Source organism: Paraburkholderia sp. RL18-085-BIA-A, assembly GCF_046027075.1.
GTDB lineage: Bacteria > Pseudomonadota > Gammaproteobacteria > Burkholderiales > Burkholderiaceae > Paraburkholderia.
The window spans coordinates 83,347-97,684 of record NZ_JARESU010000016.1; the positions used below are offsets into that span (position 1 = coordinate 83,347).

The 14,338-nt window shown below is 63.6% G+C and carries 16 protein-coding genes; 6 read left to right on the top strand and 10 right to left on the bottom strand.

The features are described 5' to 3' along the window. Positions 1-68: 68 nt before the first annotated feature. From P0D89_RS14085 to P0D89_RS14105, 5 genes are all read right to left on the bottom strand, one after another. Entirely contained in the window at positions 69-1,472 is a 1,404-nt protein-coding gene (locus tag P0D89_RS14085) for an MFS transporter (RefSeq protein WP_408358502.1), read from the bottom strand. A 174-nt stretch (positions 1,473-1,646) separates the two neighbouring features. Next, complete coding sequence (locus tag P0D89_RS14090) at positions 1,647-2,411, bottom strand: phosphocholine cytidylyltransferase family protein (RefSeq protein ID WP_408358503.1); 765 nt, start codon at positions 2,409-2,411, stop codon at positions 1,647-1,649. A 27-nt stretch (positions 2,412-2,438) separates the two neighbouring features. Next, on the bottom strand, positions 2,439-3,464 hold the full coding sequence (locus P0D89_RS14095; protein WP_408358504.1) for a lysylphosphatidylglycerol synthase domain-containing protein: 1,026 nt from the start codon (positions 3,462-3,464) through the stop codon (positions 2,439-2,441). Then, on the bottom strand, positions 3,461-4,276 hold the full coding sequence (locus P0D89_RS14100) for a HalD/BesD family halogenase (protein WP_408358505.1): 816 nt from the start codon (positions 4,274-4,276) through the stop codon (positions 3,461-3,463). Before P0D89_RS14100 ends, P0D89_RS14095 begins: the two co-directional genes overlap by 4 nt. Beyond that, positions 4,273-4,974 (bottom strand): CDP-alcohol phosphatidyltransferase family protein, encoded by a 702-nt coding sequence (locus tag P0D89_RS14105; protein ID WP_408358506.1) that lies wholly within the window; start codon positions 4,972-4,974, stop codon positions 4,273-4,275. Before P0D89_RS14105 ends, P0D89_RS14100 begins: the two co-directional genes overlap by 4 nt. 239 nt (positions 4,975-5,213) lie before the next feature. On the opposite strand from P0D89_RS14105, the gene P0D89_RS14110 reads away from it, so the two are divergent. Further along, positions 5,214-5,645 carry a hypothetical protein gene (locus P0D89_RS14110; protein ID WP_408358507.1) on the top strand — a complete coding sequence of 144 codons (432 nt, stop codon included), beginning with the start codon at positions 5,214-5,216 and terminating at the stop codon, positions 5,643-5,645. A 40-nt stretch (positions 5,646-5,685) separates the two neighbouring features. Here the strand turns inward: P0D89_RS14110 and P0D89_RS14115 are convergent, their stop codons facing one another. Beyond that, entirely contained in the window at positions 5,686-6,222 is a 537-nt protein-coding gene (locus P0D89_RS14115; protein ID WP_408358508.1) for a hypothetical protein, read from the bottom strand. 633 nt (positions 6,223-6,855) lie between these two features. Here P0D89_RS14115 and P0D89_RS14120 point away from each other — a divergent pair. From P0D89_RS14120 to P0D89_RS14130, 3 genes are all read left to right on the top strand, one after another. Beyond that, positions 6,856-8,007, top strand: a complete 1,152-nt coding sequence (locus P0D89_RS14120) for a porin (RefSeq protein ID WP_408358509.1) — start codon at positions 6,856-6,858, stop codon at positions 8,005-8,007. 249 nt (positions 8,008-8,256) lie between these two features. After that, entirely contained in the window at positions 8,257-8,607 is a 351-nt protein-coding gene (locus P0D89_RS14125; protein ID WP_408358510.1) for an LptM family lipoprotein, read from the top strand. A gap of 141 nt (positions 8,608-8,748) precedes the next feature. Further along, on the top strand, positions 8,749-9,261 hold the full coding sequence (locus tag P0D89_RS14130; RefSeq protein WP_408358511.1) for a metal-dependent hydrolase: 513 nt from the start codon (positions 8,749-8,751) through the stop codon (positions 9,259-9,261). A gap of 230 nt (positions 9,262-9,491) precedes the next feature. Here the strand turns inward: P0D89_RS14130 and epsC are convergent, their stop codons facing one another. From epsC to P0D89_RS14145, 3 genes are all read right to left on the bottom strand, one after another. After that, positions 9,492-10,418: a serine O-acetyltransferase EpsC gene (gene epsC, locus P0D89_RS14135; protein WP_408358512.1), complete on the bottom strand. Its 927-nt coding sequence runs from the start codon at positions 10,416-10,418 to the stop codon at positions 9,492-9,494. 152 nt (positions 10,419-10,570) lie between these two features. Further along, positions 10,571-10,804 carry a hypothetical protein gene (locus tag P0D89_RS14140; RefSeq protein ID WP_149671047.1) on the bottom strand — a complete coding sequence of 78 codons (234 nt, stop codon included), beginning with the start codon at positions 10,802-10,804 and terminating at the stop codon, positions 10,571-10,573. Between the two features lie 94 nt (positions 10,805-10,898). Next, complete coding sequence (locus P0D89_RS14145) at positions 10,899-11,093, bottom strand: hypothetical protein (protein WP_408358513.1); 195 nt, start codon at positions 11,091-11,093, stop codon at positions 10,899-10,901. A gap of 27 nt (positions 11,094-11,120) precedes the next feature. On the opposite strand from P0D89_RS14145, the gene P0D89_RS14150 reads away from it, so the two are divergent. Beyond that, on the top strand, positions 11,121-11,573 hold the full coding sequence (locus P0D89_RS14150) for a DUF3005 domain-containing protein (RefSeq protein ID WP_408358514.1): 453 nt from the start codon (positions 11,121-11,123) through the stop codon (positions 11,571-11,573). Between the two features lie 251 nt (positions 11,574-11,824). Further along, positions 11,825-12,430: a short chain dehydrogenase gene (locus P0D89_RS14155; RefSeq protein ID WP_408358515.1), complete on the top strand. Its 606-nt coding sequence runs from the start codon at positions 11,825-11,827 to the stop codon at positions 12,428-12,430. Between the two features lie 138 nt (positions 12,431-12,568). On the opposite strand, the gene araD is transcribed toward P0D89_RS14155, so the two are convergent. After that, complete coding sequence (gene araD / locus P0D89_RS14160; RefSeq protein WP_408358516.1) at positions 12,569-14,320, bottom strand: L-arabinonate dehydratase; 1,752 nt, start codon at positions 14,318-14,320, stop codon at positions 12,569-12,571. Between the last annotated feature and the right edge of the window lie 18 nt (positions 14,321-14,338).

Genomic DNA, 14,338 nt, shown 5'->3' on the forward strand with positions numbered 1-14,338 from the left:
GAAGTCGCGATATTTCAAAAGGTGCGTGCCGCCTGCGGTTCTCGCACCTTCCGCACCTTCATTCAGCTTCACGCACGCCCGCGATGGCCGCGCGCGATTTCATCGCCTGCGCCTGGCGGCAAACGCGCGGTGACCGGGATTGACAGGAACGAGAACAGTCCGACCACGAGGAACGCGGGCCAGAAGTCGGAGAACACGATGGTCGAGTGGCCCTGCACGTTGTGCGAGATTTGCAGCACGATGCCGGCGATCGTCACGCCGAGTCCCAGCGAAATCTGCTGGATCACACTCGCGACACTCGTCGCGCGGCCGACGTCGCTGCTCGGAATATCCGCATAGGCCAGCGTGTTCAACGACGTGAACTGCAACGAAGGAAAGAAGCCGCCGAACAGCACGACGCACCAGATCAACCAGTGCGGCGTGCCCGGAAAGAACAAACCATAGACCGCGATAGCCAGTCCCGCGCAGCCCGCATTGAACATCAGCACGGTGCGAAAGCCAAAGCGTCCGAGAATGCGCGACGCCACCGCCTTCATGAATATCGACCCGAACGCGGACGCGCAGGTGATCGACCCGGCGCGGAACGCCGTCATGCCCAGACCTTCCTGCAACGCAAGCGGCAATAGAAACGGCACCGCGCCGAGCCCGATGCGAAACAGCGAGCCGCCCGCCACGCTCGCATGAAAACTCGGGATGCGCAGAAGCCGCAGATCGAGCACCGGCAATTCGACGCGGCTCGCGTACAGCGCGTAAAGCACCAGCAGCACCACGCCGGTCGCGCACATGCCGATCGACACGCGGTTCGACACCAGTTCGCCGCCCACCAGCGAGAGCCCCAGCATGAACAGCGACGCGCCGCTGGCGGACAACACGAAGCCGGTCCAGTCGAGCCGGCCGGGGTGCGCCTCGCGCACGTTGGCGATGTGCTTGTTCGCGAGCCAGATGCCCAGCAGACCGATCGGAATATTGATGACGAAGATCAGACGCCAGTGCAGATACGTCGTGATGAAGCCGCCGAGCGGCGGTCCGACCACCGGCCCGAGCAAGGCCGGCACCGTCAGATAGTTGACCGCGCGGATGAACTCGGACTTCGGCACCGAACGGAAAATGATGATGCGGCCCACCGGCACCATCATCGCGCCGCCAATGCCTTGCACGAAACGCGCGACCACGAAGGTGCCGAGCGAGGTGGACGCCGCGCACATCAGCGAGCCGGCCATGAAGACGCCGATGGCCGTGCGGAACACGGTGCGTGAACCGAAGCGGTCGGCCACCCAGCCGCAGATCGGGATGAACACGCCGAGGCCGATCACATAGGCCGTGACCGCGAGCTTGAGGGTGATGGGGTCCTGGCCGAGATCGCGCGCCAGAACGGGCAGCGACGTCACGATCACCGTGCCGTCCACGTTTTCCATGAACATCGCGCACGCGACGATCAGCGGAACAATGAATGCGCCTAAGGCAAGAGGCATTGCGGGACGAAGGGCTGCTAGGCCGTCGATGTAAAGCGACAATTATGGCATTGCAGCGGCAACATATGTTGTTGCGTTGAGGGCTTTGCGTGCGCGAGCGCGCAACGCGACGAAGGGGAACCGGCGTGCAGCCGGTTCCCCTTCGTCATGCAACGGGATGCGTCTGACAGCGGCTTACCGCGACGCGCTGACGAGTGGTTGCAATTGCGGCAGGATCTCGGTGCTCGCGCGAGCGACGTCGTTCGGAAAGTCGATTTCGATCCACGGCGCGCCGGTCACGTCGGCGGTATCGAACACCTGGCTGCGCTCCAGCAGCAGATCGCGCACGGCTTCTTCGTGCGGCATGTTGGCCCGTCCGCTTTCGACATAACCCGCCACGATCTGCGTGAAACGCCGCGCGGTTTCCTCGCGGAAGCGGAAGAATCCGACCGACTCGCCAATCGTGTCGTACTCGAGATTGACCGCGAGCTGCTTGCGCAATTCGACCGGCACGCCGTCTTTCAGACACAGCTTGACGGGCTCGTCGCCGGCTTCGAAATCGCGGTCGATCAACAGCCGGTTGACCGTCTCACCCGCCACCAGCGCGCTCAGAATGCGCTCGTCATAGAGCACGTCGGCGTCCATCAGCAGCACGTCGCCGCCGCGCGTGAGCGCCTCGGCCACCGTATGCACCGTCAGGACGCTGCCCAGATCGAAACGCGGGTTCAGCAAGGTCTCCACCGTGTGCGGCCAGTTGATGCGCTCCAGTTCCGCCCGCACCGCTTCCGGCTGAAAGCCGAGCGCCAGCACGACATCCGTCACGCCGGCGGTTTCGAGCATTTGCAGATGCCGTTCGAGCAGACTCATGCCGTCGAACTGCAACAGACATTTCGGGAACTGAGCTTGCGGCGGTTGCTGAAGACGCAGGCCGAGGCCCGCCGCGAGGATGATGGCACGCATGCGCGGTCCTTTGAAAAAATACCCAGATTAATCGGCAACCGGCACGCGCGCCGTGGCGCGCCGCCGTTGCCAGCTTCTTTCGCTGAAGTGCAAAACCAGCAGGCCCGGCAGACCTAGCAGGACTTCACGCGCGCGCTTGGCGAGCGACAGCGCCAGCGCCGTATCCGGCGGCAGACCGACCAGCGGCGCGAGCAGCAGATAGCCGCCCTCCTGCACGCCGAGCGAGCCCGGAATCATGAAGGCCGCGCCGCGAATCGCTTGCCCGATGCTTTCGAGCAGCAGCGCGTCGATCCAGTCGACCGGATGGCCGAGAAAGCGCAGCGCGAGCCACACTTCGACCGTGCCGACCACCCAGCCCACGAGACTCAATGCAAAACTCGCCGCGACCCGGGCACGCTCGCGGTAGAGCGCCTCGACGGCGGCGTCGACGGCTTCCGCGCGCGTCATCAGCGCGGACCAGTCGCGCTTGCCGAATACTTTCGAGACCACGCCGAGCAGCCGGCCGAACAGGCCGCGCCGCTGCGCGTAGTAGAAGCCGACGATCATCGCGCCCAGCACGCCGGTGGCAAGCAGCGTCGCGGTTCGCAGGTCGTGCAGCGCGCCGTGCGCGGCATAGGCGCCGAACAGCAGCAGCCCGCCGAGTGCGAAGACGATCTGCGCGAGCGCCTGCGCGGTCGTGCTGACGGTGATCACGGAGGCGGCGTCGCGCATGCGCATGCCGCGCTGGGACAGTTGACGCACCATCACCACCGGGCCGCCGATCTGCCCCGCCGGCAACAGGCTATTCACCGATTCGCCGATCCAGCGCGCGAACAACGCGTCGCGCAACGACGGTTCGTGATGGTGCTGCGCGCCGTCGCGGCTGCGCTGGAACAACACGGAGATCGCGCCGGCGTCGAGCACGAGCGGCACCACGTGGAACGCCGCGACGAGCGCGAGCCCCCAACCGGCCGCGAGCAGCGTCGAGGCGACCGAGCCGAACCCCTGCCACGCGAGCAGGCCGACGAACAGCGCCGTGCCGATCGACAGCAGAAGCAGGGCCGCGCGACTCATGCGCGATCCTTGCCGCGCGATGCCATCTGACGGAACACCTGGCGGAAACCGAAGTACGCAATCGCGTCCTTCATGTTCGAAATGAAACGGCGCAACGGGCGCATGTTGGGGTCGGTGACGTATTCGAACGTGAGCGACACGCGTATCTCGTTAGGGCCAGCCGGCGTGATGCGATGACGCAGCTTGTCGCCGTCGAAAAACACGAGGCCGCCCGGCGGAATCTGCACCGAGCCCGGTTGGTCCGGCACATCGGGGTTGCGCGTATGCAGTTCGTAGTCGAGCCGGCACGATGATTCATCGATCACGCCGAGCAGCAGCGTGTAGCGGCGGCCGTCGTAATACGAAGTATCGTAGTGCCAGCCGATGTGGTCGCCCGGTCGCGTGTAGTAGTACAGCGCGTACGCGTGCGGGTCGTCGACGGGCGACACCTGCAGCTTGTCGCCGCTCAGCTGCTCCAGCCAGCCGATCAGTTCCTTCGAGCGATACAGCTCGGCGATGAACGGCGCGAGGCGGTCGATCGTATGACGGCTCACGCTGCCGCCCTGCTTGTGACCTGGCAGATAGTTGCGGTTCACTTCGTCGAGCAGCGCACGCGCGCTGTGGACCAACTGGGCCGTGACTTCGGGCGCGAGGAAGTCTTCCAGATAGAGAAACGCGCCCTGGGTGGCGAAGTCTTTGCGCAGGCGCGGGTTGTCGAACGTGCGCGTGCGGCGCGCAACCGCGTGGTCGGCATTCGGCGCCGCCGGCGCCGAAGCGCGCGAACGTTCAAGCGGCGCCCCTGCGATCACGTCGTCTTCGGCGCGCGTACTCATTCGCTAGCCCACCGTCGACTGGTTTCGGAAGTGCTGGCTACCTTGCCCGACGGACGAGCGGCGCGGCGCGCAACGCGCCAGTAGTCGACCACGACCCAGGCGGCGAACAGCGGCGCGCCGATCGATGCGACCACCACGAAGGGCATCACGACGTTTGTCAGCGTGACGATCGGCAGCAGGTACAGCACGTCTTCCGTTTCTAAGCCGCCGACCGATGCCTGCTTCGTGCCCGCCTTGCCCGCCATCTCCTCGATGCGCATGCGCAGGAAGAAAATCAGCGCGACCGCCACGCCGGCCACTGCGCCAAGCACGCCCGGCGCGACCCTCAGTCCGCCGATCTGCGCAGCGCCCACGCCGATGCCCATGCCGACGAACAACATCACGGTCACGAGTGCGTCGCACGCGAGATCGTAAAAATGGCCGATTCGACTCGACTTGCCGCCGATGCGCGCAAGTTCGCCGTCAGTGTGGTCGACGAAATTCGACAACACGATGAGCAGCGCGCCGGCATTGGCCCATGCGAATTCGCCGTGCGCAAGGCACAGTGCGCCTGCCAGCCCGATCAGCAAGCGCAGCGTGGTCAGATGGTTAGGCGTGACCCAGGTATTCACCAACGGAGTCACGAGCCGGCGAGCTAGCCGGGCGTCCCACGTGCGGGGCGGCGGAACTTTAATTGGAGGAGGGGGTTGCGAAGTCATAACCCGCAAATATATACGGGATCGAAAAAGATTGCTTTCTTCCCTTACATTCCTGGCGGCTCTTTGGTTACCGGCGTGTGTCAGCCGCCAAGCAAGATGTGCCGAATCGCGATACAGTGCGAACCCAGTTGCGCCTGTCAAATGAAATCGCCTCGATGCGCAACGTCTTGCGGGACTGGACGTCATGCCGCCACCCGTTGCAAAACCACGACATCGAATGCAGGTCGCCGCTAACGCTTATGAAACGCCTTATTTCCTCTGTACTCCTTCTTCTCGCAGCCGCGCTGTCGCCAGCCGCTTTTGCCGCATCGCTCGACACCGCGCTCAGCTGCAATGAAAGCGGCCATCAGTTCATCGCCGATCTCGCGCAGCAGCAGATGATCGACCCGAAGCCGATGCGCGTCGAACAGAATTCGATCAACGCGTTCTCGCCGGCATCGGGCGCCGATCTGACCGCGTTCGGCTTTCGCGTGTTCGCGGTGGTCGGCTACGAAAAGGACGACCCCATGTTCCGCGTCGGCGACGGCGAGCCGCTCGCGCGTTCGGCCTACGGCGCGGTGGTATTCGGCAGCGAATCCAAGGTGCAGGACGCGCTGGCCAGCACCGGCAGCACGGCGATCGTGCATCACGTGGCACCGCTCGTTACGGCAATCTTCTGCAAGCGCAGCTGAGGCGCAGTCAAGGCTCACCGCGAGGGCAAGCGCTCGACCACTAGCCCGGACGGCGAAACTCGTTTTCCACCCATGCCGCGGCGCTCGCCTTGGTCAGCTTGAAATTGGGCGCGACCTGCACCTGGGCGAGCTGTTCACCGAACGTGTCTAGCGCGCTCAGCAACGCATACGGTTCGATTTCGTCAGGCACGATGTCCAGCGTGATGTCGAGTTCGTCGTTACCGTCCGCGCTCGCCACTCGCACCTGCTTGTGCAATTGCGCGCGCAGTTGCTGTTCATGACGGCGAAGCACTTCCGATGCGGTCTTCACCAGCGTGTTGAACGCCGACGTGTCGAGCGGCTTCGGATCTTTCTTGTTGCGGCCCATCGTCCATGGTCCGACGAGCGCGGGTTCCGCTTCGCCGTCCTTGATCATTTCGACGGCCCAGCCTTCGTCGTCTTCATTCTTGATGACGCGCGCGGTCCAGCCGTCGTCACGCCACAAACGCGCTTCGTGCACGCTTTCGCCCAGCTCGGACGAGCCTTCCGTCGTGAGATCGGCAGCGGTGTCGGACGATGGAAGGGGTGTATCGGTCATTACAGGTTCACTCACGTTCGCGGGGCGGAAAAACACATCTGAAGCCCGCAATTCTACCCGCCCGGCGCACGCCGCCCACGCCCATAGGACGAATGGACAAGTCCCGCTGAGCCGATCACCAAACGAAATACTCTATTTCGCCATTCACCCGACTTACGATTTCATTAGAAAAAGCCCATAAAAAAACGCGGCCCGAAAGCCGCGTATAAAATGAAAAGGCACCCTCGGTCAAAGGGCGAGCGAATTGTATAACCGCCATTGAGCCGGATAGTTTGTGTAATCCGGAAAAGTGAATTACGGAAAACGGCATGAATCGTCAGGAATCGGGTAATGCACTGTAACGACCACCCTACAAAGCTCCGGCGCAACGTCGCGATCCAGCAACATCGCAGCGATTGACAAGCCCTGTTCAAATAAACCTCTAAAAAGTTTCTTCTATATTTATCCGAATTTACGCAATTAAAATTAACCGTGAAGAATTCAAAAATTGATTGTTGCGCCATCGGGGATTAAAAGTTCGATTGCAGGGAAATACACTTCGCAACGAATCGTCACGCAACCGGCGCAATTTGCGCAGTCGCCGGCAAGCACTGGAATGCGATTCCCTACGCACTGTCCCGGAGTTATCTGAGTATGAAAAAAACCCTCATCGCAGCCGGTCTCATGGGCGCGTTCGCCGTCACGGCGCACGCGCAAAGCAGCGTCACGTTATACGGCTCGCTGGACGCCGGCCTCGTGTATTCGAACAACCAGGGCGGCCACAGCAACTGGCAACAAGGCAGCGGCTCGGTGTCGAACACGTTCTTCGGCCTGCGCGGCAGCGAAGACCTCGGCGGCGGTCTGCACGCAATCTTCACGTTGGAAAGCGGCTTCAATCTGAACAACGGCCAGAACTCGGAAAGCGGCACGTTGTTCAATCGCAAGGCGTTCGTTGGTCTACAGAGCGATCAATACGGCACGCTGACGCTCGGCCGTCAATATGACTCGATGGTCGACTATCTGGCGCCGCTGTCCGAAGCAGGCGGAGGCTACGGCAACAACCTCGCCGCTCACCCGTTCGACAACGACAATCTGGACAACTCGTTCTCGATCAAAAACTCGGTCAAATACACGAGCGCGAATTACGGGGGTCTCAAGTTCGGCGGCCTGTATGGCTTCAGCAACTCGGCCGGCCAATTCTCGAACAACCGCGCATGGAGCGCAGGCGCTTCGTATGACAACGGCCCGCTGAGCTTCGCGGCCTCCTACCTGCAACTGAACAACTCGGGCAGTTCCAACCTGAACGGCGCGGTGTCGCAAGGCGACGGCAGCGCGGCGATCGCGGCGAACCTCCAACGCTCGTTCGGCGCAGGCGTCAACTATACGTACGGCGCAGCCACTGCCGGCTTCGTGTACACGCACACGCAACTGGATGGCATCACCGGCGTGAGCGTCGGCGGCGCGACGCTGCCTGGCATCGGCGGCACCAACCTGCATCTGGACAACTACGAAGTGAACGGCCGTTACGCGCTGACGCCGGCGTTGAGCCTCGCGGCCGCGTACACGTTCACCGACGGCCGGATGACGGGTTCGAACGGCTCGGGCGATCCGAAGTGGCAAACGGTGTCGCTGCAAAGCGACTACGCGCTGAGCAAGCGTACCGACGTGTATGTGGAAGGCGTGTACCAGCATGCGTCGGGAGAGCTGGGCGACTTCGGCGCGAACGTCGCGACGATCAACACGCTGGCGCCGTCGTCGACCGGCAACCAGGTGGCCGCGGCTGTCGGGATGCGTCACCGCTTCTAAGTTCTCCACGCAGTGCTTGCGGCGCGAGTCCCCGGTTCGCGCCGCACGTCGGCCCGCGCGTGACACGATCACGTCGCGGGCTTCTTTATGGGTGACGACGCCTGCGCGCGGTGGGTATACTGAGGCCGGCTACCGCTCTTGTTGCCCACATCGTGGCGCTCGAACGGCTGCTTCGTCGCGAAGCATGACGTTGCGCTTCGCCCGCGCCCCAAGTTCCCGTGCACGACCGGGGACGCCGACGATCGGACCATGAAAAGACTTCTCCTCATCACTGCCGCTGTTGCCGTCATTGCCTCTCTCGCTGCCTGCGGTTCAAGCGGCCCCACCCGCGACGCGTCCGTGCCGATGATCTACGTGTCGTCGCAACGCGCTCCCGCCTATATCGCCGATTGCCTCGAAAGCCGTTTGCCACGCGTGCGCACGTCGCACGTCGGCACCGGAACAGAACTCGCCGTCGGGTCGGACTCGAACAACTCGTACTTCGTCACGCTGACGCCGCTCAACGCGGGCTCGGTCATCAAGGTGATGCGTCCCGCGAACGCACCGGACGATCCGCCTGAACCGGAAATGCGCGTCGACATCGCGCGCTGCGCGACCTGACATTTCTGTCACGCGTCGGCGTCGTGAAAGCCGGGCCGTTGCGCGACTTTTTATCTCGTGCGGCGGCTATTTTTTTAGCCGCTCATCTGCGAACATAGCCGCCCTTTATCTTTCCAGCGACGCAGTGCGTCGCGAGTTTCGATGGCATCCAGCAAGGCACATCACGCGACCGGTTTCGCAGCCGGCGTGATCGCGGCGGCAGTCGTCGCGCGCATCGGCGGCGGCGATTCATTGCCCGGCATGTTGTTGAGTTTCGTCGCCGGCGTCGCGGGGAGCACGGCGCCGGACTGGCTGGAGCTCGCGTGGTGGTCGCGCGCGCGGCGTCTGTGGATCACGCATCGCACGCTGACGCATTGGGGCGTGGGGTGGCTCGCGCTCCTTGCGTTCTCCTATCACTGGCTCGGGCATTCGATCTATGCGGCGCCTGCGTTCGGATTCGCGTGCGGCGGGTTGATGCACCTGTTCGCCGATTGGCCGAATCCGCTAGGCGTGCCGTGGATTGCCGGACGGCATTCGCTGAATCTGTGGAAGAGCGGCCATTGCGATCTGATCGTGGTAGCGGCTTCGTGGGCGGCGGCCTGGTTTATCGGCGAACATGTGTGGTGGCATGGCGCGCATGAATTCGCGGTGTTGCGGCATTTGCGAGCGGGGTGAACGTCGGGGCGTTGCGGCTGCCTTGCGGTGGGGCTTTACGCTCACGAGGCGAGGCTCGCTATGCGCGCTAAGCGAAGACGTGTGCGCTGTACCTTTGGTTGACGAAGCTTGATGCTGCTACCGCGCCGGCAGGTGTCGCGCCTCGTGCATCCCGTTGCATTTCAAGGGCCATGCGCCGCTGCATCGCGCAAGCGTGCGGCGGCCCCATCCCTCTCAACGCACGTAGGGCCTCAATGCCGCCCGTCATCGTTGCGCTCGCCTTCACGCACCTTGCCTTGCGACACGCTGCTGCCCGGCGGCACGCTATGCGTGAGCCACACATTGCCGCCGATCACCGAGCCGCGTCCGATCGTCACGCGCCCGAGTATCGTCGCACCCGCATAAATCACCACGTCGTCCTCGACGATCGGATGACGCGCGTTGCCCTTGATCAGCGCGCCGTCGCCATCCGCCGCGAAGCTCTTCGCGCCGAGCGTCACCGCCTGATACACGCGCACGCGCTCGCCGATGATCGCGGTCTCGCCGATCACGACGCCCGTGCCATGGTCGATAAAGAAGCTCGGCCCGATCTTCGCGCCAGGATGAATGTCGATGCCGGTGGCCGAGTGCGCGATCTCGTTGATGAAACGCGCCAGCAACGGCACGCCGAGGCAATGCAACGCGTGCGCGAGCCGGTGATGGGTCATCGCCCACACGCCCGGATAGCAGAGCAGGATTTCGGTGATGTGCTGCGCGGCAGGGTCGCCGGTGAAGGCCGCCTGTATGTCGCTGACCAGCAGCGCGCGAATCCCCGGTAACTGCGTGCCGAATTCGCGCGCGACGTCGAACGCGCGCTCTTTCAGTTCCGCATCGGAGGTGGTCGCGAACTCGGGCAGAAAGCGCAACGCGCGGCGAATCTGCTCGGCCAGCAGGCGCAAGGTGCTCTCGAGTGTATGGCCGACGTAATAGTCGACGGTTTCGTCGGTCAGATCGGGGGCGCCGTAATGCGTGGGGAACAATGCCGCGCGCAGACCGTTCACGATGCCGACCACGGCGTCGCGAGATGGCAGCTCGCGAATGCCGAGCGGATGCCGCGTGCGATGCAATTGTTCGCGCGATGCGCGCAGGTCCGCGACGATCTGTTCGAGACCCCAGTTGTGGAAAGGCACGTTAGGCATAGAAGGACAGCGCCGTGCGGCGAGCACGGTTCGAAGTGATTATGCAGAGAGATTACCGCGTTTTGCCGCGCGTCGCGCGGAGCCCCGGCCGGCTGGTGCGCGCCGAGGCGCCTGCATTCGGGCGTTCATGGCCTTTCGGCCGCGTGTCTTCTTCAGATGGTCACGCTACTCGCGTCGATCCAGCGCACTGCCCAGTCGCGCGCATGGGCGATGGCGGTGGCTTCGTCGGAGAAGCGCAACTCGGTGGGGAAGAAACGGTTGGCGACCAGTTCGCCGTCGCTCGAGCGCGAGATGACCACATAAGGTTGCCAAGTGCCATCGACCGCGCGCGCCGGCGCGCAATTCAACAAATAGCCGCGATGTGTGAATGCAGCATCGAAGTGCATGTGTCACCCGCCCTGACAGCCCCGTAAAATGTTTTGAGTCGCGCGACCGTTGTTCATTGTTTCCGACCAGGATCGGATTAGTCGGGCCATGTCGTCAATTTAACCGCGCTTCGCTCGTCGGAGTAAGATGATACTCTGTAGAAAATACGCGTCCATTAAAAAAAACGAAAAGAATCCCCGACGCAATCGCCAGTGAAATGCCCGTCACATGAATCGCATTGCGGGCGTCGCGCCCGCGCACCGCGACGAGCGGGTCGTGCCGGGCGGAATGGGTTTTGCTGACCTTCAACCATGTCCTCTTCAAGGAGAATGCGTGATGAACAGCGATATCGACAAGCCGGCAGACGCCGCGACGCCACCGGCCAAGCGCGGCCCGAGTACGACGGAGATGCACAACGACCGCACGCACGACAGCACCGTCGACACCGACGGCAAGAACCGCGAAGCCGCGCGCATCGCGGGACACAGCCCGATCGCGCCGGACGAGATCACCACCAGCAACGCAAGCCTGGACAATAGCGTGCCCGAGGCGCTCGACGGCATGGCCGGCTTCGACAGCCGGATTGGCGGCAACCATCTGCTGCTCGCGCTCGAGCCGGGCTACACGGTAATCGACAAAGGCATGGTCGAACCGCAAGCCACCTATTCCGCCGACCATCCGTTCGACGACTCGCGGCCGCTCAGCAGCTACAGAGAGCGTGGGCGCATCCATTACGCGGTGAATCATTTGCGGCCCACACGCGTGATCGAATTACATCGTGTGAAATAAACGTGCTTGCGGTGTGGTTGCGTTTGTGGCGGCGTTTGAAATTTGCCGTTTATTCCGATTAATCAATGAATATCAAGGTGCGCATCGTTTGAATAATGGTGCGCGCCTTGCTTTCTTTTCCGCGCTGGAAACTGGGGTTGCAGAATCCCGCTGTCGCGGCGGGGCTTTTTCGCGCGGACGAACAGCGGCACAATCGGTTGCACGCAGGTCGAAAGCAGGTTGCATCCCCATCTCACTCAACGGAGCATCGGATGAAAAAAATCGTCGTGATCGGCGCCACCGGCACGCTGGGCCAGGCGGTCAGCGCGGAGTTGCGGGCGCGCCATGAAGTGATCGAAGTGGGCGCGACGCGTGGGCAGTATCGCGCCGACATCACGGATCCGGCGAGCGTCGAGCGGCTCTTTGGCGAGATCGGCAAAGTGGACGGCGTCGTCACCGCGACCGGCAAAGTGCATTTCGGGCCGCTGCCGGAGATGAGCGTCGAACAGTTCTGGGTCGGTCTGCGCGACAAGCTGATGGGCCAGATCAACGTGGTGCTGTCCGCACAGCAATACGTGAACGACGGCGGTTCGTTCACGCTGACGAGCGGGATTATCGCCGACGAGCCGATTCGCCTCGGCGCGAGCGCGACCACGGTCAACATGGCGCTCGAAGGTTTCGTGCGCGGCGCGGCGATCGAGTTGCCGCGGGGCATCCGCATCAACGTGGTGAGTCCGACGGTGCTCACCGAAGCGATGGACGCTTATGCGCCCTACTTCCGCGGCTTCGAACCGGTGACGGCGCAACGCGCAGCGCTCGCTTATGTACGCAGCGTGGAAGGCGCGCAGACGGGCCGGGTGTATCGCGTGGGGTATTGATGACGGCCTGACGGAATCACGCGGTGCGGGCTCGCCGCATCGCGTGTCCCTTTCTCGGCATATAGCCGCTCCGCAACGCCTGCTCTGCCTTACGACGGCCTTCGGTGAACCCGTCGCAGCTCGTGCGGCTAACCTCGCTTAGTGAATCTCCGGCTCGCCTGGCTTGTCCGCATCCGGGGTGGCATGCGCGCCGCCGCGTTGCAGAAAATCGAAGTCGCAGCCGTGATTCGCCTGCATCACATGCACCTGATGCATCGCGCCGTAGCCGCGCGTGAAACGCGGGGCCGGCCTGATCCACGCCGCCTTGCGGCGCGCGAGCTCTTCATCCGACACCAGCAGGTTGAGCCTGCGGCGCGGCACATCCAGCTCGATCATGTCGCCGCTTTGCACCAGCGCGAACGGCCCGCCGACAAACGACTCTGGCGCGACGTGCAACACGCATGCGCCGTAACTCGTGCCGCTCATTCGTGCGTCCGAGATCCGCACCATATCGCGCACGCCCTTTTGCAGCAACTTGCGCGGGATCGGTAATTGCCCCCATTCGGGCATGCCCGGCGCGCCAACCGGCCCGGCATGCTGTAGCACGATCACGCAGGTCTCGTCGATGTCGAGCCCTTCGTCGTCGATGCGCGCGGCCATGTCCTTGTAGTCCTGGAACACGACCGCGCGGCCGGTATGCACGAGCAGACGCGGCTCGGCCGCGCCGGGTTTGATCACCGCGCCGTCGGGCGCAATATTGCCGCGCAGCACCGCGAGCCCGCTATTCGGCAACAGCGGCTTGTCCAGGCGGCGAATCACTTCGTCGTTGAAAATCCGCGCGCCTTCGAGGTTCTCGCCGAGCGTGCGGCCATTGACGGTTTTCTGCGAACGGTCGATCAGCTCGCCCAGTTCGGCGAGCAACGCCCGCAAACCGCCCGCATAGAAAAAGTCCTCCATCAGATACGCGCCGGTCGGCCGCACGTTAGCCAAGACCGGCGTGCGGCGGGAGATCTCGTCGTAGCGATCGAGCGTCAACTCGATGCCCGCGCGGCGCGCGAGCGCGATCATGTGCACGATCGCGTTGGTCGAGCCGGACAGCGCCAGGCACGTGGTCACGGCGTTGTCGACCGAGCCGGCGGTGAGCAGGTCCGAGGGCTTGAGATCCTCCCATACCATGTCGACGATGCGCATGCCGGTCTTCACCGCCATCTGCGCATGACGCGAATCCGCAGCGGGAATCGACGCGAAGCCGGGCAGCGTGAAGCCGAGCGCTTCGGCTGCGCTGGTCATGGTCGACGCGGTGCCCATCGTCATGCAGTGCCCAGGCGACCGCGCAATGCCGCCCTCGATGCCTTGCCAATCCTCCTGCGTGATCGTCTCCGCGCGCAGTTCGGACCAGTACTTCCACACGTCCGAGCCGGAACCGAGCGTCACGCCGTTCCAGTTGCCGCGCAGCATCGGACCGGCGGGCAGGAAGATCGCCGGCAGGTCCATCGAGATCGCGCCCATCAGCAGCGCGGGCGTGGTCTTGTCGCAGCCGCCCATCAGCACGACGCCATCGGCCGGATAAGAGCGCAGCGTCTCCTCGGCTTCCATCGCGAGGAAATTGCGGTACAGCATCGTGGTGGGCTTCTGGAACGGCTCGGAGAGGGTCTGAACCGGCAGTTCGACCGGAAAGCCGCCGGCTTGCCAGATGCCGCGCTTCACCTCTTCGACGCGCTGCTTGAAATGCGTGTGGCACGCGTTGATCTCGCTCCACGTGTTGAGAATCGCGATGACCGGCTTGCCCGCATATTCCTCGCGGTTGTAGCCCATCTGCGCGGTGCGCGAGCGGTGGCCGAACGAGCGCAGATCGTTCACGCCGTACCAGCGGTGGCTGCGCAACTCCTCGGGGGTCTTTCTCTTCGTCAACGTCGGCTCCACGAATGT

What these genes read in the sequence shown, in the direction of transcription:
- P0D89_RS14085 (WP_408358502.1), bottom strand. Translation starts at nt 1,472, where the DNA reads ATGCCTCTTGCCTTAGGCGCATTCATTGTTCCGCTGATCGTCGCGTGC.
- P0D89_RS14090 (WP_408358503.1), bottom strand. Translation starts at nt 2,411, where the DNA reads ATGCGTGCCATCATCCTCGCGGCGGGCCTCGGCCTGCGTCTTCAGCAA.
- P0D89_RS14095 (WP_408358504.1), bottom strand. Translation starts at nt 3,464, where the DNA reads ATGAGTCGCGCGGCCCTGCTTCTGCTGTCGATCGGCACGGCGCTGTTC.
- P0D89_RS14100 (WP_408358505.1), bottom strand. Translation starts at nt 4,276, where the DNA reads ATGAGTACGCGCGCCGAAGACGACGTGATCGCAGGGGCGCCGCTTGAA.
- P0D89_RS14105 (WP_408358506.1), bottom strand. Translation starts at nt 4,974, where the DNA reads ATGACTTCGCAACCCCCTCCTCCAATTAAAGTTCCGCCGCCCCGCACG.
- P0D89_RS14110 (WP_408358507.1), top strand. Translation starts at nt 5,214, where the DNA reads ATGAAACGCCTTATTTCCTCTGTACTCCTTCTTCTCGCAGCCGCGCTG.
- P0D89_RS14115 (WP_408358508.1), bottom strand. Translation starts at nt 6,222, where the DNA reads ATGACCGATACACCCCTTCCATCGTCCGACACCGCTGCCGATCTCACG.
- P0D89_RS14120 (WP_408358509.1), top strand. Translation starts at nt 6,856, where the DNA reads ATGAAAAAAACCCTCATCGCAGCCGGTCTCATGGGCGCGTTCGCCGTC.
- P0D89_RS14125 (WP_408358510.1), top strand. Translation starts at nt 8,257, where the DNA reads ATGAAAAGACTTCTCCTCATCACTGCCGCTGTTGCCGTCATTGCCTCT.
- P0D89_RS14130 (WP_408358511.1), top strand. Translation starts at nt 8,749, where the DNA reads ATGGCATCCAGCAAGGCACATCACGCGACCGGTTTCGCAGCCGGCGTG.
- epsC (WP_408358512.1), bottom strand. Translation starts at nt 10,418, where the DNA reads ATGCCTAACGTGCCTTTCCACAACTGGGGTCTCGAACAGATCGTCGCG.
- P0D89_RS14140 (WP_149671047.1), bottom strand. Translation starts at nt 10,804, where the DNA reads ATGCACTTCGATGCTGCATTCACACATCGCGGCTATTTGTTGAATTGC.
- P0D89_RS14150 (WP_408358514.1), top strand. Translation starts at nt 11,121, where the DNA reads ATGAACAGCGATATCGACAAGCCGGCAGACGCCGCGACGCCACCGGCC.
- P0D89_RS14155 (WP_408358515.1), top strand. Translation starts at nt 11,825, where the DNA reads ATGAAAAAAATCGTCGTGATCGGCGCCACCGGCACGCTGGGCCAGGCG.